The organism is Psychrobacter sp. DAB_AL32B (genome assembly GCF_002224105.1).
In the GTDB taxonomy this organism is placed as follows: Bacteria; Pseudomonadota; Gammaproteobacteria; order Pseudomonadales; family Moraxellaceae; genus Psychrobacter.
Map to the genome: position 1 here is coordinate 1 of NZ_NEXU01000074.1, position 25,693 is coordinate 25,693.

At 41.7% G+C, this 25,693-nt stretch carries 18 protein-coding genes and 1 pseudogene; 13 read left to right on the forward strand and 6 right to left on the reverse strand.

Features of this window, described 5'->3' with window-relative positions:
* Positions 1 to 218, forward strand: a pseudogene (locus CAN34_RS08885) (RlmF-related methyltransferase); the annotation flags it as partial.
* 124 nt (positions 219 to 342) lie between these two features.
* On the opposite strand, the gene CAN34_RS08890 reads toward CAN34_RS08885, so the two are convergent.
* The 5 genes from CAN34_RS08890 to dnaA all read right to left on the reverse strand — a co-directional run bounded on the left by CAN34_RS08890 (position 343) and on the right by dnaA (position 8,336).
* Positions 343 to 951, reverse strand: coding sequence for a manganese efflux pump MntP family protein (locus tag CAN34_RS08890; protein WP_089555342.1), 609 nt, complete (start codon positions 949 to 951; stop codon positions 343 to 345).
* A 109-nt stretch (positions 952 to 1,060) separates the two neighbouring features.
* On the reverse strand, positions 1,061 to 3,688 hold the full coding sequence (gene gyrB / locus CAN34_RS08895) for a DNA topoisomerase (ATP-hydrolyzing) subunit B (protein WP_089555343.1): 2,628 nt from the start codon (positions 3,686 to 3,688) through the stop codon (positions 1,061 to 1,063).
* A 533-nt stretch (positions 3,689 to 4,221) separates the two neighbouring features.
* A complete protein-coding gene (locus CAN34_RS08900; RefSeq protein WP_089555344.1) occupies positions 4,222 to 5,436 on the reverse strand; it encodes a DNA replication/repair protein RecF in 1,215 nt (404 codons plus the stop codon).
* Positions 5,437 to 5,553: 117 nt separating this feature from the next.
* On the reverse strand, positions 5,554 to 6,729 hold the full coding sequence (dnaN, locus tag CAN34_RS08905) for a DNA polymerase III subunit beta (RefSeq protein ID WP_089555345.1): 1,176 nt from the start codon (positions 6,727 to 6,729) through the stop codon (positions 5,554 to 5,556).
* Positions 6,730 to 6,890: 161 nt separating this feature from the next.
* Positions 6,891 to 8,336, reverse strand: coding sequence for a chromosomal replication initiator protein DnaA (gene dnaA / locus CAN34_RS08910; RefSeq protein WP_089555346.1), 1,446 nt, complete (start codon positions 8,334 to 8,336; stop codon positions 6,891 to 6,893).
* A 712-nt stretch (positions 8,337 to 9,048) separates the two neighbouring features.
* Here dnaA and rpmH point away from each other — a divergent pair.
* From rpmH to CAN34_RS08950, 8 genes are all read left to right on the forward strand, one after another.
* Positions 9,049 to 9,183 carry a 50S ribosomal protein L34 gene (rpmH, locus tag CAN34_RS08915; RefSeq protein WP_007394757.1) on the forward strand — a complete coding sequence of 45 codons (135 nt, stop codon included), beginning with the start codon at positions 9,049 to 9,051 and terminating at the stop codon, positions 9,181 to 9,183.
* 177 nt (positions 9,184 to 9,360) lie between these two features.
* Positions 9,361 to 9,732 carry a ribonuclease P protein component gene (gene rnpA, locus CAN34_RS08920; protein WP_089555347.1) on the forward strand — a complete coding sequence of 124 codons (372 nt, stop codon included), beginning with the start codon at positions 9,361 to 9,363 and terminating at the stop codon, positions 9,730 to 9,732.
* A gap of 1 nt (position 9,733) precedes the next feature.
* Positions 9,734 to 10,120: a membrane protein insertion efficiency factor YidD gene (yidD, locus tag CAN34_RS08925; protein WP_089555348.1), complete on the forward strand. Its 387-nt coding sequence runs from the start codon at positions 9,734 to 9,736 to the stop codon at positions 10,118 to 10,120.
* A 217-nt stretch (positions 10,121 to 10,337) separates the two neighbouring features.
* The gene (gene yidC, locus CAN34_RS08930) at positions 10,338 to 12,035 is read left to right on the forward strand and encodes a membrane protein insertase YidC (RefSeq protein WP_089555349.1); all 1,698 of its coding nucleotides are present in this window, start codon (positions 10,338 to 10,340) and stop codon (positions 12,033 to 12,035) included.
* Between the two features lie 246 nt (positions 12,036 to 12,281).
* A complete protein-coding gene (gene mnmE / locus CAN34_RS08935) occupies positions 12,282 to 13,730 on the forward strand; it encodes a tRNA uridine-5-carboxymethylaminomethyl(34) synthesis GTPase MnmE (protein WP_089555350.1) in 1,449 nt (482 codons plus the stop codon).
* A 110-nt stretch (positions 13,731 to 13,840) separates the two neighbouring features.
* Positions 13,841 to 14,299 carry a transcriptional regulator NrdR gene (gene nrdR / locus CAN34_RS08940; RefSeq protein ID WP_089555351.1) on the forward strand — a complete coding sequence of 153 codons (459 nt, stop codon included), beginning with the start codon at positions 13,841 to 13,843 and terminating at the stop codon, positions 14,297 to 14,299.
* A 104-nt stretch (positions 14,300 to 14,403) separates the two neighbouring features.
* A complete protein-coding gene (ribD, locus tag CAN34_RS08945; protein ID WP_089555352.1) occupies positions 14,404 to 15,459 on the forward strand; it encodes a bifunctional diaminohydroxyphosphoribosylaminopyrimidine deaminase/5-amino-6-(5-phosphoribosylamino)uracil reductase RibD in 1,056 nt (351 codons plus the stop codon).
* Between the two features lie 582 nt (positions 15,460 to 16,041).
* Positions 16,042 to 16,716, forward strand: coding sequence for a riboflavin synthase (locus tag CAN34_RS08950; RefSeq protein WP_089555353.1), 675 nt, complete (start codon positions 16,042 to 16,044; stop codon positions 16,714 to 16,716).
* A gap of 133 nt (positions 16,717 to 16,849) precedes the next feature.
* Here the strand turns inward: CAN34_RS08950 and CAN34_RS08955 are convergent, their stop codons facing one another.
* Complete coding sequence (locus CAN34_RS08955) at positions 16,850 to 19,795, reverse strand: response regulator (RefSeq protein WP_089555354.1); 2,946 nt, start codon at positions 19,793 to 19,795, stop codon at positions 16,850 to 16,852.
* Between the two features lie 246 nt (positions 19,796 to 20,041).
* On the opposite strand from CAN34_RS08955, the gene fmt reads away from it, so the two are divergent.
* The 4 genes from fmt to CAN34_RS08975 all read left to right on the forward strand — a co-directional run bounded on the left by fmt (position 20,042) and on the right by CAN34_RS08975 (position 25,687).
* Positions 20,042 to 21,166, forward strand: coding sequence for a methionyl-tRNA formyltransferase (fmt, locus tag CAN34_RS08960; RefSeq protein WP_089555355.1), 1,125 nt, complete (start codon positions 20,042 to 20,044; stop codon positions 21,164 to 21,166).
* Between the two features lie 75 nt (positions 21,167 to 21,241).
* Entirely contained in the window at positions 21,242 to 22,825 is a 1,584-nt protein-coding gene (locus CAN34_RS08965; RefSeq protein WP_089555356.1) for a transcription antitermination factor NusB, read from the forward strand.
* 45 nt (positions 22,826 to 22,870) lie between these two features.
* Positions 22,871 to 24,292 (forward strand): threonine synthase, encoded by a 1,422-nt coding sequence (gene thrC, locus CAN34_RS08970; RefSeq protein WP_089555357.1) that lies wholly within the window; start codon positions 22,871 to 22,873, stop codon positions 24,290 to 24,292.
* 297 nt (positions 24,293 to 24,589) lie between these two features.
* Entirely contained in the window at positions 24,590 to 25,687 is a 1,098-nt protein-coding gene (locus CAN34_RS08975) for a LysM peptidoglycan-binding domain-containing protein (RefSeq protein ID WP_254423142.1), read from the forward strand.
* Positions 25,688 to 25,693: the final 6 nt, after the last annotated feature.

Genomic DNA, 25,693 nt, shown 5'->3' on the forward strand with positions numbered 1-25,693 from the left:
GCGAGATTGCTTTTTGAACTAAGATTATAAAAGAGAGTCAAGACTTTTCAGAGCATGTATGCTGGTTTACCAGCTTAGTGTCCAAATCTGAAAACGTGAAGCCTTTGCAGTTATTATTAACGCAACTCGGTGTCGCCCAAATGCGTATCATTGAGATGAGTCAAGGTCAAAAGAACACCCGTATATTAGCTTGGCGCTTTAATACTGATGAAGAATAAGTAATAGTTAAAATTAGAAATTAATACAGTTTCACGTGAAACATAGCCCTTACTAAAAAAACACCGCTTTGGTATCCAAAGTGGTATTTTTTATGAGGAAAATAAGCTGAAACACTACCTTTAATTAACTAAAAAACATAACCTTCATCCCGATCGCGATCAGCACCACTCCTCCTAATATTTCAGCTTTATCCTCAAGCCACGTGCCAGAGTGCTTACCCAAATAAACACCGAACAGTCCAAACCCAGCAGTGGCTATTGCAATTATTAAACAAGCCAACCAGGCATTAATAGCCAGTAAGTTTAGAGTAAATCCTGCTGCCATCGCATCAATACTGGTCGCAATAGCGAGCGTCAACATCGTACGATGATTGATATATTCTTGCCTGTTGTTAGCATTCACAGCCCCACTATCAAAGCTTTGAATAGCCTCGTCTATCGTTTCTTGAACATCAGCACTCAAAGCTTCGTAGAGCATTTTTCCACCTAAAGCGAGTAGAATTATACCGCCAATCCATGGTGCAGCAGATGCCAACCAACCCAACATCACAGCACCCAGTAAATAGCCGATGAGCGGCATTACGCCCTGCGCGACACCAAAGTACAGCGCCGCATAAAATGCCAAACGTAGTATGTAAGGACGACTATGCTTTTGGGACTTAGCTCCCAGCCCAATCGCTACGGCAAACGCATCCATCGCCAGTGCAATGGCGAGTAAGATTACTTCAATCATTTATATTTCCACCGGTTAAAGCCATTCTTAAATTAAGTTCCACGTGAAACAAAAAAAGCCACCTTGCTAGCAAGATGACTTTATAGAATTAATAAGTTAATTTCAAATACTATATATCTAAATTAGAAACCGTCAGCGCATTTTCTTCAATAAAGATACGGCGCGGCTCGACATGATCACCCATCAAGCAGGTAAACATATGGTCAGCAGCGATAGCATCTTCAATCGTCACGCGTAGCATACGACGGTTTTCAGGATCCATGGTGGTATCCCAAAGCTGATCAGCGTTCATCTCGCCCAGCCCTTTATAGCGCTGAACAGCCAGACCGCGACGTGCCTCTAGCATCATCTGCTGCCATAGGTAATCAAAGTCACGTATTGGAATATCTTTATTAGTTCCTGAAGTACTTTCGCGGCGGATAAAGGCACTGTCGTCGAGCAAAGTATTCCACTCAGCGGATAGACGCAGTAGCTTGCTATACTCGCTTGAGTTGATAAAGCTGGCATCAAGCAGATAATGATGTGCTAGCTGATGCACATAAACCGTTATGCGTGGCAACCATTGCGCCTTCGTTGAGAGCACATCACCACTAGAAATAGACTCACCTTCAATGGCTAATTGTGGCTCTGGCTGTGGTTTCATTCCTAACAAGTCAGCAGTGACCGCATCCATAGTTGCAGATACGGGCGCATGGATATTAACCAATTCAATTTCAGGATTTAAATCACTACCGAAGTGATCAAGTTGGATCTGTAACGACTCTTTCCATGCTTCCATCGCTGACTTGTCATAGGTCATATCGGTGCTGAGCTTCGGCGTATGCGTCAATGCGTCGAGTAATACCGCAGGATAACGAATTTGCAAACGCGCTTTGATTAATTGCGTTTGATTATAATCGTTCAGCAACGTCTCAAGCGCCTGTCCAGTAATCGCTGGCGCATCAGCACTAACATGTAGCTTAGTATTATCAATCGTTGACGATAATAAGTAGGCTTTTAGCGCTTCATCGTCTTTTAGGTACAGCTCTTGACGACCTTTTTTCACTTTATAAAGTGGTGGCTGGGCGATATAAATATAACCACGCTCAATCAGCTCCGGCGTTTGACGGAAGAAGAAAGTTAATAGCAAAGTACGAATATGCGAACCGTCAACGTCCGCATCGGTCATTATAATAATTTTATGATAACGTACTTTATCAGGGTTATATTCATCAGGACCAATACCACAACCAAGCGCGGTAATTAGGTTACCGACTTCAGCAGACGATAGCATCTTATCAAAACGCGCGCGCTCAACGTTTAAGATTTTACCTTTTAATGGTAAAATTGCCTGCGTTTTACGGCTACGACCTTGCTTGGCTGAACCACCAGCAGAGTCCCCTTCCACAATATATAGCTCTGACAATGCCGGATCTTTTTCTTGGCAATCCGCCAACTTACCCGGTAAACCTGCGATATCTAGAGTAGTCTTACGGCGAGTCATCTCACGCGCTTTACGAGCCGCATCACGAGCACGCGCGGCATCAATAATTTTACCGGCAATCAATTTACCAGCGCTGGGATTCTCTTGCAGATAATCATTAAACTTATCATGCATTGCTGATTCGACCGCTGATTTTACTTCGCTTGATACCAGCTTATCTTTAGTTTGACTCGAAAACTTAGGATCAGGAACTTTAACGGATACAATAGCTGTTAAACCTTCACGAGCATCATCACCAGTCGCAACCACTTTCTCTTTTTTGAAGAGGTTTTCACGGTCCATATAGGTATTCAAACAACGCGTTAACGCTGAGCGAAAGCCTGATAAATGCGTGCCGCCATCCCTTTGCGGAATATTATTGGTAAAGCACAGCACTTTTTCGTTATAAGTATCCGTCCACTGTAGGGCAACCTCGACACTGATACCGTCATCTTGATTACTGATGAAATGAAATACATCGTTGACGCCATCTTTACCAGCATTGATGTAGCTAACAAATTCAGACAATCCACCTTTATGCTCAAACTCATGACGCTTATCAATACGCTCATCAGTTAGTACAATACGTACACCTGAGTTTAAAAATGACAGCTCACGTAAACGCTTGGCTAAAATATCATACTCAAAGGTAGTGCCCGTAAACACATCATGACTAGGATAAAAACGGATTTGCGTACCCGTTTGATCTGTCGCTTCCATCTGCTGGATATCGCTATCCGGCACACCATCGGTATAAGTCTGATTATAATGATAGCCTTCGCGCCAGATATTCATCTCAAGCTTTTTAGATAAGGCGTTAACAACCGAAACACCGACGCCATGTAAACCGCCAGATACTTTATAACTGTTGTCATCAAACTTACCACCAGCATGCAGTACCGTCATAATGACCTGTGCTGCAGACACACCCTCTTCTGGATGAATATCCACAGGAACGCCGCGACCATTATCCATGACGCTCACAGATTCATCTTCGTGAATGATGATATCAATCTGGTCACAATGACCGGCAAGCGCTTCATCGATAGAGTTATCCACCACCTCAAAAACCATATGATGCAAGCCGGTACCATCATCGGTATCACCGATATACATACCAGGACGCACGCGCACCGCTTCTAGTCCGCGCAGTACACGAATATCTTTCGAGCTATAATCAGAGGGTGATGCTTCAGGGGCGACAGCGGCGGCAATAGTCTCAACTACGCTGTCTGACGTTAGTTGCTGGTGGTCGGTAGGTAATGAATCACTCATGTGCATTCCTTAATCTAGCCATTATCAGCTGCGTACCATCAATCATCACCACAGTGGCAATACTTGATGATGCTATCTTAGCTATCGTTTTTATAGTTAAATTCTGCTATTAGTGTGGTTGACCTAAGATTTCCAACAGTTGAAATACGGGCGAAAACCAGTTCTAAATAATACAGACTTAGTATTATTTATAAAACAATCATTGCCAGTATTTTCAACCTTAAACACACTTTGAAGAATAATATTAAACAGTTATTTATCAAAGACTTAAATACGTCCAATCAGTAATAAATATTTATATAAAACAGTAAGACAGCTTGCTGAGAATAGAACAAAAATAAAGCCCTATTTTAGCATTTTTCTGCTTGTAAGTCACTGTTTACTGGTAGTTTTATCAGTTCTAGAAGGTTGGGTGAATCGAGGAAGTTGAGCGTGGATTTGAATATAATTTATAGCAAGTTATAAAAGAAGCTAGGCACTTAAAAATATCAATAACCATTAAATTATTTAAGGATAATTAAGTCAATTGAAAATTATTGAGTAAGTAAAATATCACCTTGTTTCATGTGAAACACTTTAGGCTCTGACCAATATTCATTTATCAGTGGCAAGATACTGTCGGTCAGACTGCTCATAAACACCTGACACGGTAGCTGCGCCAAGGTAGACAGTAAAATATCTATCGCTCTCTCATCAAGCTCTGCAGTAATATCATCTAACAGTACCACTGGTGTAGCGTTTAGCTTAGCGTCACTGCTAGATAGCTCACTATTATTTTTAACGTTAAGCAACAATGGCAACTGCGATAAGCGTAATGCGGTAATTAACAGCTTTTTTTCACCACGCGACAATACGTTAGCCGCCTGCTCTTTTAGAACTGGCAATTTAACACTTACATCGGCTGCCGAGATGGTACTGATAGTTGGGTGTTCATTATTCATTGCTACTGGATCGCTAGATCGCCAATGCACATGAATGTCAGCGCGATGGTTACCGATACGGGTATAACCGAGCTGTAAATCCTGCTCTAAACGCTCGTTAAGCTGTATATCGAGTGCTATACCAGTATCGTAACCTGCATTGTAGCTTAAGCTTAATTGCTGCGCATAGGATGGCAGTAACTGAGTAATACTCTCAGAAAAATAAGGCTGCCACGCTTCAAATATAGATTCACGATAATGATGAATCAAGGCTGCATGATTGCTAAGCCCTTTATCCCATGACTTTAGCTCAGCAAGCTGAACTTGACTAAGATGCCGCCTCTGTTTTAGCAAACTATTGCGCTGTTTTAGCAGGCGTTGATAAGCAAGCCATTGCGGGTGGAAGCCTTGTTTCATGTGAAACACCAACCAATCTAACAACTGCCGACGACTGGCACTACCCTGCTCTAGCATGTCCATCGTCGATGGATCTATGAGTAATGTTGGCAGCTGCTCAGTTAAGATACTCTGGTTATAAACAGTGGTTTGATTGAGACGTAAAATCGTCGTAGCATCCGCTTGCTTTTGGATAGCCAATGTACTGCTATCGCTGAGTTTGGCATGCACGGTTGCTGTGTTTTGATGGTGCTGAATATAGCGTTTAGGCTGATTATGGCGGAAACTCTTGCCTCTTGATAGCAAGAATATCGCTTCAAGTAGCGAGGTTTTACCGCTGCCATTAGCGCCGATAATAACGTTGCAAGCAGCAGACGCTAGATTGACTTGCGTTAAATTACGCAGGTGTGAGATTTGTAGACGTTCAATCATAATACCGATAGCCGCCTATAAAAATCAATGATAATTAACAAACATAAGTTTAATATAATATCTAGGTGTGGGAAGTTAAACTTAAAGCCTAACCACCCAATATTTTTGAATAACAAACTAGATACGCATTGGCATAATCACGTACTGATGGAATTCATCATTTAACTGATTGACCAATACCGACGCATTTGATTGGCTCATATGCATTTGTAAGTCACCTTGGATGACACCTAGCACGTCTTGTAAATAGGCGGCATTAAATGACAGCTCCATTGGTTCACCTTGATACTTGGCTTGTATCATCTCAACCGCTTCATCTTGCTCAGCATTATTGGCACGTACTTCTACCATGCCATCGCTTGCAAAATTAAATACCACCCCGCGAGATTTTTCATTACTCAAAATCGCGACGCGGCGCAGCACATCCATCATTTTTTCTTGATTGAATAAAGCCAGCTTATCGGTATTGCTAGGCATCACACGGCGATAATCAGGGAATTTACCATCGATTAAACGCGCGGTAAAAGTCACCATAAGATTTTGACTGACCTGCCCTACACTATCTACATCACCAAACGGCAAACTGACTTGCAAAAACTCACGACCGAAACTTAACGTGACTGCGTTATCCTGATCGCCAAGCATTTTACCTAGCTCAGAAGCTAGACGTTCAAGCTCGATCACAGCTTTACGTGGCAGAATAGCCTGCATATTCAAATCCGCACTGACGTCGATAACGCTACGTGCTAATGCCAGTCTATGTCCATCGGTCGCAACCGTCGTTAGCTGCTGCTGCGATACGTCAAATAGCATACCCGTCAGATAATATCGTACATCTTGAATCGCCATCGCAAACTGCGTCTTATGAATCAAATCCGTAAGACGACTACGATTGATGGTCAAAGGGGTAATATTTTCAGGATTTCCCAAGCTTGGATAATCTTCGCTGGGCAATGTGCCCAAGGTAAAGCGGCTTTTGCCACTGGTTAATAAGCAGCGCTCGTTTTCTTGAGTGGCAAGATTGATTTGTGCTTGAGCTGGTAATGATTTACAAATATCTCTTAGTTTTGTCGCCGGCAACGTCGTTGTACCTGCTTGAACACAAGCACCGGCAGGCAATTTCAACGTCGATGTCAGCTCTACTTCTAAATCAGACGCTGTCAAAACAAGCTCTGACTCAGATAATTGCAACTTGATATTACCCAAGATAACCATATTGTGGCGTTTATCCGCAGCCTTGGCGATCAAGTTTATGGCTTTTAGTAACGACTCTCGATTAATCGATAATTGCATGCTTAGTTACTCTTATTTAAATGATTCTTTTTATAAAAATATAAAATAATGGCTTAATAATACCTTGTCTACTGACGATAATCCATTAGCTGTCTGTGTACGCTTATTTTCAATATTATAAACCATATCTATCTACTAAAATATAGTGATAGCAAAGCCTTCTAACCCGCTTGCAACATCAGTGCTAGCGTTTTGTAATCCTTGTCAAACGCTGGATCTGCTGCTCGCAGCTCATTAACCTTATCGCAAGCATGCATCACTGTCGTATGGTCGCGTCCACCAAAGGATTGTCCAATCTCAGGAAAGCTATCGCTAGTCAACTCTCGTGATAGCGCCATCGCTATTTGGCGTGGTCTAGCAATACTGCGCGTACGTTTGCGTCCCAGCATATCTTTAATGGTCACATCATAATATTCAGCGACCACTTTACGAATATTATCCATATTAACGGCTTGTACGCGCATTGCAACGATGTCTTTTAGCGCATATTGCACCATTTCAAGGGTAATAGGTGCACCGGTTAAGTTAGCATTAGCAAATACTTGGTTCAATGCACCTTCTAAACGCCTCACGTTAGAGACAACGTTTTGAGCGATGAATAATGCACATTCTTTAGGAAGACTCATGCCATAAGATGCTGCTTTTCTCTGGAGAATTTGTACGCGTGTATCAATCTCAGGTGGATCAACAGCAACCGTTAAACCCCAAGAAAAACGTGATCTAAAGCGTTCGTCAAACTCAGTCATCTGTGATGGATGCCGATCCGAAGCTAAAATCAGTTGTTTATCACCACTGGTAAAATCTGCAAACAATGTCAAAAACTCATTACTACTTTTAGTCTTTCCAGCCAATACGTGAATATCATCTACAATTAATAAATCCACTTTTTTTATTTTCTTTTTAAAATCTTCTATTTTATTATTTCTTAATGAATAAACTAATTGATTAATAAATTTTTCAGAAGTGAAATAATAAAAACTTTGATTGTTTTTTAAATAGCGATGGGCTACAGAATGCATTAAATGCGTTTTTCCCAAACCAGAAGGTCCATATATAAATAAAGGATTGTGACGATTTTTTGATTGACGTTTACCAAGCTCATAACACGCCTTGTAAGCCAGATTATTTGACTTACCAGTGACAAAGGTTTCAAAGGTAAAATCAGGATTTAGATAACTTAATGATTTCGCATCACCCGAGTCGACCAGCTCTGCGTGACGCATATTGGCATCGATATCTGCTTTGGCATTGTTATGATGGATGGTTTCAAACTTATGATCTGCAGTGGGAGAGGGGAGGTTATCTTCTGCAAATAGGGATCCTGATTGTGCCTGAACATCATCATTGGTATCACGGCCAGCATTATCGACACGGACGATAACTTCTTCTATATTGCCTTGGCTGTGCTTAGTAACCAGCTGCTGAATGTCCGCTAAATGGTTCTTTTTGATATATGTCACAAAATAATCATTGGGAGCAAGAATAATCAACGTGTTGGCTTCTTGATGAGCGGACAGTGGTCTTAACCACATAGTGAACACATTATCTTTGACGTGATAACGTAGGTCGTTTAGGCATTTATCCCAAATATTTGCTGTATCTATCATGAATATCACTAACCCTATAGTCTAATATATCAATATTTTTTATTGTAAAAACCAGTCAACTCATACCTGATAAAGCGTTGATGTTGACCTCAAAAGCTCTATTATAAGATTACTCAAAATCACACATCAGATAGGGGGCTAATCTAACACAAACGCCCTGTGGATAACACCTTGTTTTTTGTGGATAACACTGTGGATAGTTTTGTGGATAAGTTAATAAAGTAAGTTATCCATATTTCACCCACAGGTTATCCACAGGTTTACCCATAGCCTAGTATTTTGATAATAAAGAGAAAATCACACTTAACCCCAGAAAAAACAGCTCCCAATAACAACAACATCTATATATAATAATTAATTAATTATTATGGAACTCGACTCAAACTGTGGATAACTTCTGAAAAGTGATTGAAAACCACGGTTATATTTAATTCAACAAATAAGGTTTATAACCAGAATTCTACAGACAATGATTTAAAAACATCTTTTCTAAACCGTTCAAAATAGTATTTATTTAATTTTAAAACGATACAGTGCAACCGATATGCATTTCTGCAATATCTGTCACGTCTGGCAACAGCAAGCAAGAAAAATTGAAAGCAGTCGTACTTTGCTATAAAAACAGTTTAAATTAGTTTATTGACCAGAATGCGATGCAATGATATAATCCTCCGTTATTAGGAATTCAGTCCATTATTTTGATAGGTGAGTTATGAAACGTACATTCCAACCAAGCGTGATCAAGCGTAAGCGTACTCACGGTTTCCGTGCTCGTATGGCAACTAAAAAAGGCCGTCAGGTCTTAGCTCGTCGCCGCGCTAAAGGACGTCATCGTCTTACTGTATAATCAGTAAATTACGATGAACATGGCTTGTTGTGTTTCTATTATTTATAGATTGCGATAGTCAATCATCACAACTGACACTCAGCCATATATTAAAAGCGCCCACATCGGCGCTTTTTTTGTCTCTGCATTTTACCGTTATTTCTAATCCTGCTATTAGTTCTTATACTAGGTTGTACTATGTCCAATACTGTTTCAGCTACACCTACCTACCGCTTCACTAAAGAGCAGCGCTTGCTCACGCCTGCAGCCTTCCGTGAGGTATTCGATGCTCCTGAACGTAAACTTCATCAGAGTCACTTAATGGCCTTTGTGCGTACCAATACTCATGATAAACCACGAGTCGGCATGGCGATTACGAAGCGTAAAGTACCGACGGCAGTTGCGCGAAATTTAATCAAACGTCAAATACGTGAGCAGTTTCGAGTAAAGGCTATTAGTTTAGAAAACAAAGATATTGTTTTTATTGTTAAAAGTTCTATTAAAGATTTGACTAATAAAGAATTGAAAAATGAAATAAATAATATTTTTAAAAAAATAGAAAAAAAATAAAATGAATTTTATTTTAATAAAGTTAAATAAATTTTTTTATAAATTATTTTATAGTTTTATTGTTTTTTATCAAAAAATAATAAGTCCTATCTTACCTGCTCGTTGTCGATATTATCCAACTTGTTCAAATTATGGTAAGCAAGCTTTAGCTTGGCATGGTGTTTGGGTAGGTAGTTGGCTTTTATTAAAACGTCTTGGCAGCTGTCATCCTTTGGGCGGACATGGCATTGACTTTGTACCGCTACCTTTAGCTTCTTATACTTATCAATACGTATCTTGTGTTACGTCAGCTCATATCAAAGCTTATATCAAGGCTCAGGGTTTATACGTTTATCGAGATCATAAGAGCTATGTTTCTCGCCTAAACCATATGATGAAATTGACATAAAACTTAAGTTAGATTGAGCGTTTTAGGATATCTATCGAGTTACCCACAAGTTATCCACACTGTTGGTATCATTTAGAGTCGTTTTTTAGTAAAATGATGAACATTTTATGTGATTGACTGCTGACATTACCGCTAGCTATATGGGTTAATGCCGTGTGGTAGTCATAACACATGCCCTAGTTTTTTATTCCCTAATTTTTTAATCTAGGAAAGGTTTATGCAAAAGATATTTCGGGTGATGATCATCATTGCGATGTTAATCACCGCTTATCTGCTGATTTTGGCATGGCGTGATGATTATGCAGATGCCCCAGCTGTAGACACGGTGCCAGAAACTGCAACTTCAGTAGGAGCTGACATTCCTTCTACTAGCGGTGCAGCAGGTGATATTCCAGTACAGACGCTACCTGTCGATAACGGTACAGTTGATAATGGTACTGTGACCGCCACACCTGCTAAAGATGCAGGACTAATCACCGTCACTACTGATCGCTATGACATCAAAATCAACCCAGAAGGCGGTGACATCGTTTATGCTGCGCTAAAGCAGTATGATGCGACGCTCGATAGCGATAAGCCTTTTGTATTATTAGAAAATAATAGTAATCGCGTCTATGTCGCTCAGTCTGGTCTGATTGGTAAAGATGGTATTGATACGGCAGAAGGTCGCGCCAAATACAGTCATACCGCGAATAACTATGTGATGGAAAAAGGTCAGCAAAGGTTATCAGTACCGCTAACTTATCAAAAAGATGGCGTGACAATCACCAAGACCTTTACCTTTACGCAAGATAAATACCCTATTGATATCAGTTATCAGATTCAAAACGCCTCTACGAAAGCGTGGCAAGGGCAGATGTTTGCACAATTAAAACGTGATAACAGTAAAGACCCTGGTATGTCTGATAAAGGTGCGCTGAGTATGGCGACTTATTTGGGCGGCGCTTGGGGTACACCGGATGACCCGTATAATAAGCTAAAATTTGGTAAGTTTAACGATGGCGCGCTGACCACCACTAGCGATAAAGGTTGGGTTGGTATCGTGCAGCATTATTTCGTATCTGCATGGACGCCTGAAAACTTCACTGGTAAATTCTTTAGTCGCGAAACCGGTGATGATTATTTTATCGGCTTTAACAGTCAGCCTGTCAATGTGGGTCCAAATAAGCAAGTCACTTTAGATGCAACCTTGTATGCAGGTCCAAAGGTACAGTCTGAGCTTAAAGATGTAGCGGTAGGGCTAAATCAGACCGTCGATTATGGTTTGTTATGGCCAATATCGAAGATATTATTTGCAATCTTGGATGGTATTCATAAGGTTATCGGCAACTGGGGTTGGTCAATCATTCTTTTGACCATCTTAGTGAAGTTCGCATTGATGTGGTTCTCTAATAAGAGTTACTATTCAATGGCGAAGATGCGTGCTATCGCACCGCGTCTAGCAGCGTTAAAAGAAGAGCACGGCGACGATCGTATGAAGATGTCGCAAGAAATGATGGGCATCTATAAAGAAGAAAAAGTCAATCCAATGGCTGGTTGTTTGCCAATATTGATGCAGATGCCTATCTTCTTAGCGTTATATTGGGTTCTAGTTGAAAGTGTTGAGCTGCGTCATGCGCCGTGGATCTTATGGATTCAGGATTTATCAGCGATGGATCCGTGGTTCATTCTGCCGCTATTGATGGGTGCGTCGATGTTTATCCAACAGCAGCTTAATCCGCAGCCAGCTGATCCAATGCAAGCGAAAGTGATGAAGTTCTTACCGATTATCTTCACCGCTTTCATGCTGTTCTTCCCAGCAGGTTTGGTACTATACTGGACCGTGAATAACTTATTTAGTATGACGCATCAGTATATCGTTAATAAAAAAGTCGAAGAAGAGCAAAAACTTCGTACCGTTAAAGTACTGGATTAATCAGTAAATAAGCTTTCTTCTTATAAAGAACCATCGCTACGGCGGTGGTTTTTTTATACGACAAATACTTAGAGTTTTTTGAATTAAAGCTCTGTACTGCGAAAAAACATCCCAGCAGTGCTGTATCGTTTTTGACATCTTTAATAATAGCAACATACCACCCTTTAAAGTTTGCTTTGTCAGTGTGCGCCAAGCCGTCTATAATGGAACTTTTAGTTATTGAGAGTGATTGTGGATTCCCAAGAGATGGCGTTAGCCGCCCCTGATTCATCTAAAGATTCTGATTTGTCGAGCCTACCCACAATTGCTGCGATTGCAACACCACTGGGGCGTGGGGGTGTCGGGATTATTCGTCTGTCCGGTGCGCGTGCGTATGACATCGCCTGTGAGCTTACTGGTAAGTCTGCTTTCAAGCCACGTATGGCCAGTTTTTGTCGTTTTTATCAGGCTGATGGTACGGTCATTGATGAAGGTTTAGTGCTGTATTTTAAGGGTCCGCACTCGTTCACCGGTGAAGATGTCATCGAGCTGCAAGGGCATGGCGGCATGATTTTACAAAACCAGTTGTTAGCGCGAGCGTTCGAGCTGGGTGCAAAACAAGCAAACGCTGGAGAGTTCTCCTACCGTGCTTTTGATAATGATAAGTTAGATCTTGTGCAGGCAGAAGCCATCGCTGATGCTATTGATGCAACCAGCGCCGCCGCTGCCAGTAGTGCCATACGCTCGCTTAGCGGTGAGTTTTCACAAAAGATTAACCAGTTACTTGAGCAATTGATTCACTTGCGATTGCATGTTGAAGCGGCGATTGATTTTCCGGATGAAGAAGATGTTGATTTTTTATCCGATGGGGTTATACAAGATAAGCTTGAGCAAACACAAGAAAAAATACAGCACGTATTGGCAACGGCAAAGCAAGGGCAGCTATTGCGTGACGGTATTCATGTGGTACTGGCAGGCAGACCGAATGCCGGTAAATCAAGCTTACTTAATCGTCTGGCAGGTCAAGAGCGTGCTATCGTCACTGAGGTGGCGGGTACGACGCGCGATACCCTGCATGAAACTGTGGTGCTCAATGGTTTGACGCTACATTTGACTGATACGGCAGGCTTACGCGATACGGAAGATACGGTAGAACGTATTGGTATCGAGCGTGCGCGTACAGCGATTACCCAGGCTGATATATTGCTCTTGGTTTATGACGTCACCCGTGACCTTGAAGAAGAGAGTACGCCATTACAGTTGGCTGAGCAGCTATTTGGTGAGTTGCCAGAAGCCAAGCGCTTATTAATCATTGCCAATAAAAGCGATTTATTAAGCGGTCTGTCAAACGATGGTAGCAGTGAAAAAATGACTTCTGCTTCTCAGTTAGAAATTAATAAGCGAGATTACCAACAAGTTAATGTTTCATGTGAAACAGGTGCTGGTATTGATAACTTAGTCGAAACCTTGTGTGCTAAAGTAGGTTTCCATCCACCAGAAAATAGCTTAATCGCTCGTACTAGGCATTTAGATGCCTTAAGAAGAACCGCTGAGCATTTAGCAGAAGCTCATGAGCAGTTAACGGTTTTCAAAGCGGGGGAGTTAGTTGCTGAAAGCTTGCGCCAGGCCCAGCAAAGTTTGGCTGAGATTACTGGTGAATTCAGCGCAGACGATTTATTAGGTAAGATTTTTGGCAGCTTTTGTATTGGTAAGTAATTTGATGGTTTGTTATTAAAAGATGAGTTCCATTGATAAGTCTTTACATACAAACATTTGAAGTCATTAGCATCTCTTATTGTGCTTAATATTAAGACAAGGAAAGCCGTATGCATTGCCCTTATTGTAATGCGTCAGAGACAAAAGTAATCGACTCACGGCTTGCAGCTGAAGGTGCGCAAGTACGTCGCCGCCGCTCATGTAATAGCTGTCAAGAACGCTTTACTACCTTTGAGGTAGTCGAAGTGGTGATGCCGCGTATCATCAAATCAAGCGGTAAGATTGAACCTTATGATAATGACAAGCTGCGGCGCTCGATTTTATTACCACTGCAAAAACGCCCTATTACCATCGATGAGCAAGAGGGGATGATTAGCCGTATTGAAAAGCGCATACGGCAAATGGGTGAGCGTGAGGTTAGTAGTAAAGTCTTAGGTGAAATTATCATGAGCGAGCTTAAAATACTGGATGACGTCGCTTATGTGCGCTTTGCCAGTGTTTATCGTGACTTTCAGGATATCGACGCTTTTCATCAAGAAATTGCCAACATTCGCCCCATTGATAAATAAAGCATATAACCTTTCTTACTTAGGTTTTTTTCAAGCTTACCATGCTTATTTTATAAGATAAGCCTCTCAATAATAATGACCACCTATTTATTAAGTCCACCCTTATGCCAAACTTAAGCCACTCGCAATATGCAAAAGACCGCTACTTTATGATGCTTGCCGTTGAACAGGCAAAGTGTGGTTTGTATACCACAAGACCAAATCCTGCGGTAGGGTGTGTGATTGTCCAAGCAGAAGAAGTGGTCGGTCAAGGATTTCATCCTAAAGCTGGAGAGCCACATGCTGAAGTTTTTGCGTTAAAAGATGCAGGTACGCGAGCCGTGGGGGCTACTGCTTATGTGACTTTGGAGCCTTGTAGTCATACGGGGCGTACGCCGCCTTGTGCGCAGGCTCTCGTTGAAGCTGGTGTGAAACGTGTCGTCATCGCGGGTCTAGATCCAAACCCACAAGTTGCGGGTCGCGGTGTGACATTGTTAGAGCAAGCGGGCATTGAGGTCACTGTAGGCGTGCTAACGACACAGGCAGAGGCTTTGAACAAAGGATTTCTGAAGGCGATGCGTACGCAAATGCCGTATGTGAGACTGAAGATTGCCACCAGTCTCGACGGTCGTACAGCCATGGCAAATGGGGAATCCAAGTGGATTACTGGTCCAGCAGCACGCGAAGATGTCCAAAAACTGCGGGCGCAGAGTGGCGCTATTATTACTGGTAGCGAAACCATTATCGTCGATAACCCAAAATTAAACGTGCGCTCTAACCAATTGGGTGTAGCGCCTGAGCAAGTTCCGAACCCTATGGTGGTGGTGCTTGATAGGCGAGAACGGCTAGAGCATCATTTACAATCTGACTATCAATTATGCCGTCGTACTGACACATTCTATTGGCGTAAAGATGACTTGAGTGAATTGTTAAAGGTTTTGGTCAGTGATTACCAGTGTTATGAGGTATTGATAGAATCGGGCGCTAGCGTTGCTGGCAGTTTTTTGCAACAACAGCTGGTAGATGAGCTGATTGTTTATCAAGCGCCGTGCCTGTTAGGTCACCAAGCACGACCTATGGTTGATATCAATCCATTGTCTTTAGCGCAGCAGCTACGCTTTGATATTCATACTCATGAACAGCTTGGTACTGATCTTAAGCTTACCTTGCTGCCAGCATAAAGCTTTTTATTTTTCAATGACTTATCCACAAAAAACCATGCAGAATCTTTAAGTGTGGATAAATATAGGTTTTTAATACGGGTTTCACATGAAACTGTGTATAACTTTGTTTCACACGAAACAGATTAGTTATAATCACTACTAGTGTTATTAAATAACCCGTTATTAATCAGTACTTTAGATTTAAGTTGACAGTATTCAAGATAGATATTAAGAAACAGTTCGATTGTGGATAACTCTTTAAAAATAAAGGTTTTTATACCAATATATAAAGATTTATCTTTACTTATCCACAGTTTATCCCATCATTAGTCTTAGCAGAGCTTATGTCGTGACTCACACTATTATTTTAGTTGTATGCTAGATGCTTAATATTACTAATGTGCTCAAATTAAAAATACCGTCTACAATGACAATATAGTCAGTCCTAAATAAAATAAGCACAAATATTATAACGCGCTACTGATATAAGTTTTCCTTGCTTGCTGTGCCTGCGCAGACAGATGCTGCGCAATACTTATCCCAGTAGCACTGTGTTTGTTTTATAGTGGATCGACTATACAATAATGACAAGAGGTCAATATGTTTACTGGAATCATAGAAAGTGTCGGAAAAGTTAAATCTATGCAACCCATGGGTGGCGATATCCGCTTAACGATAGAGTCTGCTGGATTAGATTTCAGCGATGTGAAGTTGGGAGACTCTATTGCTTCTAATGGTATTTGTCTAACGGTTGTAGACTTTGGCAGTAATTATTACTCTGTTGATGTTTCACGTGAAACTATCGCTCGTACCGCTTTAGAAGATTTGAAGCCAGGTCATATTGTGAATTTAGAAAAGGCTATGCTTCCGACCACACGTTTTGGCGGTCATATTGTGGCCGGTCACGTCGATGGTGTAGGAATGGTCAGTAAACTACAAAAGGATGCGCGCTCTATTTATATAGAAATCGAGATACCAAAGGAGCTAGCGCACTACACGGCGACTAAAGGCTCAATTACTCTTGATGGCATCAGTCTCACCACCAATTTAGTACGTGACAATATCGTCTCTCTCAATATCATTCCGCATACCGCTCAAATCACGAATATATCGCAGCATTGGTTAGTAGGAGACAAGGTCAATGTGGAGGTAGATATTGTGGCTCGCTATTTAGAACGTTTGTTAACTAAGTCACATACGGACACGAACAACACCAGCAGTCCGCAAAGCGCTATTACCGAAGCTTTTTTAGCAGACAATGGCTTTATGAAGTGAGTCATGTCTAGTTAATCCACTTCAAAAAATAGAGTGTTAATAGAATAATGTTTTCGAAGCCTCTATTGGGCTTCCTGCCCAGTAGGTGACAACTATATCTTCACTGAACTCAATCATGGGTTTTAGAGGCTTATTAATTTTTAATAAGGATCTCTAAGACCTCTTGAAGCTTGTTCTTATTAATCGGTTTAGATAAAAACTCATCCATTCCAACTTCTAAGCATGCAGCACGGTCCTCTTCAGTATTATTCGCAGTGAGTGCAACGATAGGAATGTCATCGCCTTGCGCTCGAATAGCGTGGGTCGCTTGTAGTCCATCCATCACCGGCATTCGGCAATCCATTAATATAAGAGCAATCTCTTGCCGCTGTGCTTGTAAGGCATTTAATGCTTGCTGACCATCTTCTGCCACGATACTACGATAGCCGAGTTTGGCTAATATTTTACAGGCTATTTTCTGATTGGTTGGACTGTCCTCGACCACTAAAATAAGAGATGATAGCGTTTCGCTCGCAGCATTATCTGCTGCTAATGGGCTATTATCGTCTTTAATACTTGCTTGTGGTATGAGTGCCTGCCTGATGGGTAACGTCAAGCGCAGTAGCTCAGATAGCAATAATGTCGCATCCAACGGCTTGGTTAAAAAGCCGTCACATTTATCTAATAACATAGAAGGAATGCGGCGCTCAAGTTTCATACTCAGTAATATCTTTGGTAGCGATGGTTTAGCCAGTAGATGATTCAAAATATATTGTCTATCAATATTTCTAGATGCCTGATTTTCTAAGTTAAGTTGTCCCTCTAGAGCATTCGCTTCGAGGTCTTCTACTTCAGTTTTTAAATGGATTAGCTGTTTATCATTTATATTTTTATTATCAGTTTTTATCTGATTGGATAAAGCGATAGTGAGGCTTTCATAATATTCGTAATCCAGCAGTAGGATAGGGGCGAGTGTCTGTTCGTTTTGTGCCAACTGATCTGTTAACTGTTGTAAGGACGCTCTATTTACAGCAGTGGAAATGGTCGCTGGTATGGATAAATGCTTGCATAAGCGCTGTAAATGCTCAGAGGCAAGTGGTTGATTGATAATAGCGATGAGATGAATGTGCTTTAAATGAGGGTTGAGATGGTAGATAGGTTGATAATTTGGATGCCGGCAAGGTAAATAAAGACTAAAAGTACTTCCTAAATTGGGCGTGCTTTGTACTTCGATAAAGCCGCCTAATAATTTAGAAAAACTATGAGCAGTCCTTAGTCCAATGCCTTTCTGAAGAATTTGAAGGCTTGTTTTACTCTCTGTTTGCAAATATGCCTGATTGTTTGCTCGATTATTTGCTCGATTGTCTTCTGATTTAAGCGTTTGATTAAAATAAGTGTTCAATTGACTTTGCTTGCTTGTCTCTAACCCTATTCCGCTATCTTGTATGCTAAAACGAACCCAGTCATGTGATGGGTTTGTTTTATTGCTTTCATTTACCGGTATTAAGCCGTCGTCGCCGTCTTTGGTGTTTGATAACTGTGCGCCGTTAACCGCTTCGATGGTAAGTGCAACATAGCCAGCAGGAGTGTGTTTGATGGCATTATCTAATAAATTGCGTAATATTTGTTGCAGACGCTTAGGGTCAGTATTAATACAACGCGGACAATCAGGGGCAAAAAAGTACAGCAGCTCAAGCCCCTGCTGCCTTGTACTATCTACCAATAAATGACTAACCTGTTGTCCGATTCTATAAATGTCGACTGGCTCAATGTTAAGACGGCTTTTCCTAATTTCTATCTCCCCTATATCTAACATATCATTGAGCATGATGAGCATAGAGTGACTGGCTTGAATCAAGGTATCTAAGGTTTGGTTCTGATCGGCCGTCAACGTAGTGGGATCAATGGGTTCGAGCGTGTCAATCATCGCCTCTAATGGCAGGCGTAAATCACGTCCCATGGTTGATTTGAGTGTGTTAAATTCATCCAACTGTCGTTGCATTTGCAGGTTTTTTTGTTGTAAGTCCGCAGTCTGATTGACCAGCTCATTAATATTATTGAGTAGTACGGTAAAGCCATGAACTTGTCCATGCTCACCAAACCACGGTGTAATATGCAATTGATAGGCTTTTTTATTCACCAATCCATAGACCATCAATGTGCGTGTCACACGAAGATTCGCCAGTTTTTGTAGCAATAATTGAGTAGAGGTATCTTCAGAAAAGACGAAATCTGTCAGATGATAGTTGCTATCACTTTGAAACAAAGTCGCAAATACCTGCTCAAAACGTTGATTGAAAAAGCTAATCTGACCATGTCTCATAATCATCAGCATGGGTAGCGGTGCGTGATCAACCAAACGCTCTAAACGATGCTTAAGCGTGGTAATACGGCGATGATTGCTATGCAGCTGATAGTTTATACGACTGAGTGAGTGACCTAATTGCAAAAACTCAGGCGTGGTTCCTTTTTCAATAAATGGTGGTGGGGTATAGCCATCTTTTGCGTGGCTACTTAAATTGTCGGTATAAAGTAGTAGCTTTTCCCAATTGGCACGGCGCTTTAACGTATAAAGTAACGCTAAGATAAAAAACATGATGGCTGTCATTAACGGAAGCCAATAGCGATAAGATATCCAATTAATATCAAGCGGTTTATGACGCAATATCGTATAAATCTTATGACCACTGTCAAGCTTAATACTTCCTACTAAACTATGATTGGTGAGCGTATAGGCACTATGAATACGACTATCCGATTGCAACGAGGTGACAATATTAGGAAACATGATGCCAGTAAATTCATCCTCATTAGGCTGGGTATAGCGGTGAATATACGTTTGACCAGACGGCAGCATAAAAATTAGCTGGTAACTAATATCTTTAAAAAAGGGCTTTTTTAATATTTCTTTGATCTCAGCATCTATAGGATTGGCGTGTTCAGTAATCTCATATTGCAATGAATGAAAAGCCTCTACACTGCGCTGTTCGCTATCATTTCTCATCTCATAAAACATCGTGAAATAATACAATAACAACATGGCCAGCAGTGTCAAAGTATAGAAAATCAGCAAGCGTTGTAGAGACTGAAACTGTTGCATAAAGGCATGACCTTAAGTCGGCATGATGGCATATAGTGAATTTTCGATATCTCTGTTAAATTTGCTTGTCACTCCTTAATGGATAAATAAGCGCTATATGACAATTCAAAAAATGAGACGAGGTCTTATTGCTATTATAAAGATAAATAGCGTCATTAGTAGCGCTTGATTGAGGCTATTACAATCATGGCACAACGCTACAAACTCACCTATAATAGGGCAATTACTTATCAATAATGCCTAACTATGACGACACTTGCTTGCGCCCCTGATTCAACCTTTGATACTACTGAGCCTCAGCAACCAACGATTGCTGACGAGCTGCAGCGTAATAACCCATTAAGAGTGGTATTCGCTGGTACTCCGGAGTTTGCTGCTATCAGCCTTGAGGCATTAATTAAGCAGCAAGAAGCGCTCAATATAGACATCGTCGCCGTCTATACCCAGCCTGATCGCAAGGCAGGACGCGGACAAAAACTGGCTGCTTCTGCCGTAAAGCAAGTGGCATTGGCGCATGATATCGCTGTGGAGCAACCTCTTACCTTTAAAAAATCGAGCACAGAAGGGTTGGCGGCGCGGCAGACCTTGCGTACTTATCAGCCAGATCTCATGATTGTAGCTGCTTATGGACTCATTTTACCTATTGGGGTATTAACCACACCTACTTATGGTTGCCTAAATATTCATGCTTCATTATTGCCGCGCTGGCGCGGTGCAGCGCCAATTCATCGTGCACTATTGGCTGGCGATGATGAGACAGGCATTACTATTATGCAGATGGATAAAGGGCTGGATACGGGTGACATGCTTTATAAAGTGAGCGCTAATATTGAGGCTAATGATACGGCTGCCAGCCTACATGATAAGATGGCTGCTCTTGGTGCGACCGCTATCAGTACGGTGCTACAGGACTTAGCCAACTATCAAGCACAGGCTATTGCTCAAGATGACAGCCAAGCTAATTATGCTGAAAAACTCGTTAAAACTGAAGGTGAAATTGATTGGACGCAACCTGCTACTGTGATTGAGCGGCAAATCCGTGGATTGACACCATGGCCGGGTGCTTACACTTTCTTAGCAGGGCAGCGCGTTAAAATATTAGCCAGCTTGCCTGTTAATGCCTCACAGCAAACCGAGAAGCCTGCTGGTACCGTTATCAGTGTTGGGCGTAAAGCGATTTTAGTTGCCTGTGGCAAAGAGAATAATGCTGAGCAAACTACTAATAATACAACTGCTGCTGATAGGCAGCTAGCCAGTACTTTAGCCATAACCAATTTACAGTTTGCTGGTGGTAAGCCGATGACAGCTGAGCAAATCTGTCATGGCAATCAGCTAAACGATGGTGACCAGTTCACGACAGATCCGAAATAATTTAACCTACTTTACTTATAAATAATCCAACTTGCACAAGACGCTATTCATCATACGTCAAGGAAATCCAATTTAATGAGACAAACCAGCACTGCGCCTAGAAATAATAAACTTAAACCGTCAAGCAACCTTATTATGAATGGTAGCGTCCGCGTCCGCGTGATTCGAACTTTACTGGCTATTCAAAACGGTCAATCACTCGCAAGCGTTCTTGACCCATTATTAAACAGTCTGCACGATGGTGACAAAGGTTTTGCCCATGCGTTGCTACTAACCACGTTGCGTCAATGGTATGCCCTTGAGCGCCTACTGGATAGTCTGGCTGATAACCCCATTGATGAAAAAGAAGTTCGTACCACTATTCAAGTAGGTTTGGTGCAATTGTTATACTTAGAAGTAGCGGATCATGCGGCGATTCATGAAACGGTTGAAGCAGCGAAAGAAATTGGGTTTGCTCATGCGACTGGTTTAATTAATGCCATCTTGCGTAAAGTCGCTAAGAACCCCAGTAAATTCCGTAAGAAGTGTGATAAAAAACACAGCTTACCTAATTGGCTTGCCTATCAGCTCAAGCAAGATTGGAGCGAGGAGTATGACGATCTGATGCAAGGTTTACGTCAACCTGCGCCCATGTTTTTACGCGTGAATGCTTCTATTACTTCTGTCGATAGCTATCAGCAAGCATTGGTAGAGACAGAGATTGAGGCGGATTTGGTTGAGCTAACGAGCGGTTTCAACTTACCTAACTCGTCAGATGCAGCTACATCTATGGCTCTATCAACCAAAGGTCTAAGACTACATCAAAGTACAGCAGTCAGCGCTTTGCCACAATTCGCCGAAGGTGCTGCCAGCGTGCAAGATATGCATGCTCAGCTTGCTGCACCACTTATTCATAAAGCTTTGATGAATAAGATTAGCGCTGAGAATGATAATGCTGACAGCGCTAATAGCGACACTAAAAATGCCGAGCTGCATATTTTAGATGCTTGCGCAGCACCTGGTGGTAAGCTTGCTCATTGGTTAGAACTCATAAGTTCAGCTGAGCAGTCGCCTTTGTTTCACGTGAAACAAAGCGATGCAGAAGTAACGTCTACGATTTCTAAAATCAAGATAACCGCTATCGATAATGAAGCGCCGCGTATCGAGCGTATTTATGAAAATTTACAGCGTCTGAATTTAACACAGCAAGATTTACAGCAATCTGAAAAAGAAATTGAGCTAAAAATTGTCTGTGCCGATGCCACCAGATGGCAAGGCGCTGGTAAAAAAGATAAAAACGAATCTGTATTTGACGCTATATTACTTGATTCACCTTGTACAGCGACTGGCGTGATTCGCCGTCACCCTGATATCAGTATCTTGCGTACCGAAGAAGACGTCGAGCAAACCGCATTATTACAAGCCGATATTTTGCATAACTTATGGCCACAATTGAAAGCCGGTGGTTATCTATTATATGTAACATGCTCTATTTTAAAGCAAGAAAACGTCGAGCAAATGCAGGGCTTTGTTAGTCATCATGATGATGCAGTAGCGATTGAATTTAGCGAAGATTGCAGCTGGGGTATCGCGCAAACTATTGGTCGTCAATGCTTGCCTATTGATAGCAACAGTGGTGATGGTTTTTATTATGCCTTGCTGCACAAAACTGCTGAATAAACCGTTTTAAATATTGAACAACATTATTGTAGACAGGACAATCTAATGAAATATATCAGTACCCGTGGTCAGACAGCGCCGATGGATTTTAGTGATGTACTCTTGATGGGTCTTGCACCGGACGGTGGTCTGATGCTGCCTGAGCATTATCCAAACATTGATAGTGCGACGCTTGATGAATGGCGCTCGCTTAGCTATCCACAGCTTGCCATGGCGATTATGCAGCGCTTTGCGACCGATATTCCTGTGGCTGACTTACAAGATATTATTGAGCGCACTTATACCGCTGATATATTTGGTAGTGAAGAGATTGTGCCTGTACGCAAGCTCGAAGATAATTTATACATTTTAGGCTTATCAAATGGTCCGACCTTGGCATTTAAAGATGTAGCCATGCAGTTCTTGGGCAATGCTTTTGAATATGTGCTTAAAAGAAAAGACGCACGTATTACCATCATCGGCGCGACCAGTGGCGATACCGGTAGTGCGGCGGAATACGCCTTGCGTGGTAAAGACAACATCGAAGTCTTTATGCTATCACCGCATGGCAAGATGAGTGAATTCCAGCGTGCGCAGATGTATAGCTTAACGAATGATAATATCCATAATATCGCTATCGATGGTATGTTTGATGATTGCCAAGATATTGTCAAAGCTTTACAACAAGATGCTGAATTTAAAGCGGCTTATAACTTAGGTACAGTGAACTCTATCAACTGGGGTCGCATACTGGCGCAGATTGTCTACTACTTTAAAGCCTACTTCGCCGTGACTTCAAACAACGATGAAAAAGTCAGCTTTAGCGTACCATCAGGCAATTTTGGTAATATTTGCGCTGGTCACATCGCCCGCGAGATGGGCTTACCAATTGAGCGTTTAATCGTTGCGACTAACGAAAACGACGTGCTCAATGACTTCTTTAACCAGGGTGCTTACCAGCCGCGTCCGACCGATAAAACTTATGTGACCTCAAGCCCATCGATGGATATCTCTAAAGCCTCTAACTTTGAACGTTTTGTGTATTTATTACTCGATAAAAATAGCGATCGCGTTCAGGAGTTATTTGAAGGCGTAAAGTCGGGTCAAGGTTTTGACTTGTCTGAACTAATGGAGGCGGTTAATACGCGTTATGGCTTTGCTGCGGGTAAATCTACCCATAGCGACCGCTTGCAAACCATTCAATCGCTTTATGAAGAACATGGTGAGCTAGTCGATCCGCACACAGCTGACGGTATTAAAGTCGCTAAAGAATTACAGCGCGAAGGTGAATTGATTGTTTGTGCCGAAACGGCATTACCAGTTAAGTTTGCTGAGACTATCATCGAAGCAATTGGTCAAATAGATATTGCCCGCCCAGCCCATACAGAAGGGTTGGAAAGTTTACCGCAACACGTGGTGATACTCGATAATAACGCTGAGTTGGTCGCCGAGCAAATCCGTCAACACATCACGCCAAATCCAGCTTAACAACTCTAGATATTCACATAGCTCATTAAGATTAATATCAAATTAAAGGTTACGCTATTGTAATAAAGTGTTTATGATTGTGTTATGGTGGATATAATTGTAATATTGGAAATAGCGTCGGCGAGTCATTATTGTTCTAGACGCTTTTTTAGCAATCATACCCGTCAATCACATCAGTCAATAATGCCCTTGGTTTTTATCGTTATTTTTAAATAGTGATAAAATATTCAGAGTAATTAATAGGCTTAATTACCGGTGATTATGGCGCTAACAGCGTTACATATTGTGGATATAACAATGAAGATGAGCTTAAAAAATATCGCAAAAGCGCTATTGGTTACGACCTTTAGTGGTGCAATGCTGATGAGCACTGCCCACGCTAATAATCCACCGCCAACCATCAAGGCAGATGCACCCAATCGCTACATTGTCAAAAAAGGCGATACTTTATGGGATATATCAGGACGCTATTTAGACAGTCCATGGCGCTGGAAAGAGATTTGGGCAACCAATAAGCAAATCAAAAATCCCAATCTCATTTATCCTAATGATATTCTGATTCTATGTGTGATTCAAGGTAAGACGTTGATTGGTGTGGACACTGGCGAAGGTTGTGCTGGGGTCGAAAAACAACTAACAGGTAATGTTGTTGCTAGCACGGTTGCTGTTACCTCATCGGTTAATAGCATTCCACCTATTCCATGGTCTGCTATTCAGCATTGGCTCGATAAGACACTTATTGTCAATCCGCAAGATTTTAATACCACACCATATATACTTGCCTCTAAAAAAGGTAACTTAATCACTGCAAGTGGTGATAAAGTCTATGCCAAAGGCGTGCCACTTATCGTTGGTCAGCGTTATGGCATCTACCGTGAAGGCGAGATGTATGTCGAACCTAAGACTCAAAAGGTTATAGGTTTAGAAGTCACACAGGTAGCGACTGGCTTGGTCACTTCTACAGAAACCAATGGTGTTACGAGCTTGCAGCTTATTGATAGCTATGGCAAAGAAGTTCGTGAAGGTGATCGGGTTTTTGTTGAGCTCGATAATGCTATCCCGCCAGTGTTTTATCCGACGCCAGCAACTGTTAATCGCGGTGGTATGATCGTCCGCGTCATGGATTCTATCAGTTCAGCTGCCAAGGGTAGTGTGGTTGCTATTAACTTAGGTAGCACGCACGGTGCCAAGCCGGGCGATGTGTTAACCGTTTATCAAAAAGGGGCGGTCATACGCGATATCAAAGACAATGATACGCCTGTACGCTTGCCGAGTGAGCCTACTGGCATGGTGATGGTATTCAACACCTTTGATAATATCAGCTACGCTTATGTGCTTGAGTCGGAGCTACCTCTCAGCGTTGGTGATCAGCTACTGCCACCTGCTTATCTATAAAGCATA